Source organism: Vibrio sp. 1580 (assembly GCF_033340055.1).
On sequence record NZ_JAWOVT010000737.1, the window covers coordinates 1 to 518 of the forward strand.

1 pseudogene is annotated in these 518 nt (G+C 47.9%); it reads right to left on the reverse strand.

Annotation, left to right across the window (positions count from 1 at the left end):
• A pseudogene (locus tag R7093_RS28120) lies at nucleotides 1-518 on the reverse strand (MoxR-like ATPase); the annotation flags it as partial.

The following is a 518-nucleotide window of genomic DNA, read 5'->3' on the forward strand; positions in this document are numbered from 1 at the left end:
GTTCCCATCGGTACAGAAATCGTAAGACTTACGCTCAATTTCATTCACTTTATCTAGGTAGTAAAGTGCGCCATAACGAGTTTTCGCATTCAGTTCTGGATCATCAGACAACGCGGCGGTATCGAATCGGCTGAAGTCACAGTTGTAGAGTGATTTGCCTTTCTCGTTCCCCGTTAGTGCCTTCACTTCAGAACACACCATCAGCGATGTGTTGTCTGGATTGTTGCCAAACTTGTATGCAAAGCTTTGTTGGTAGGCTTGCTGATCAGCGAGGTAACGAGCGTATGCCGCTTTGTCTTCATCGCTCGCACTGTCTGCCGGTTTCGCAACAGGCGCAGGAGCTGAACCTGAAGAATCTTGAATCGTCTCGACTTTACGACCGTAACCAAACTTAAACGCCGCAATATCGTACAGACCCCAAGTTGGCGTTTCATCCAACATGCTTGGTGCGTAGTCCATCGTCGAACTGTAAGCAGGAATGTTGTTCAAACCAAGTTGATGCGCTTGCTCTAGCGTGT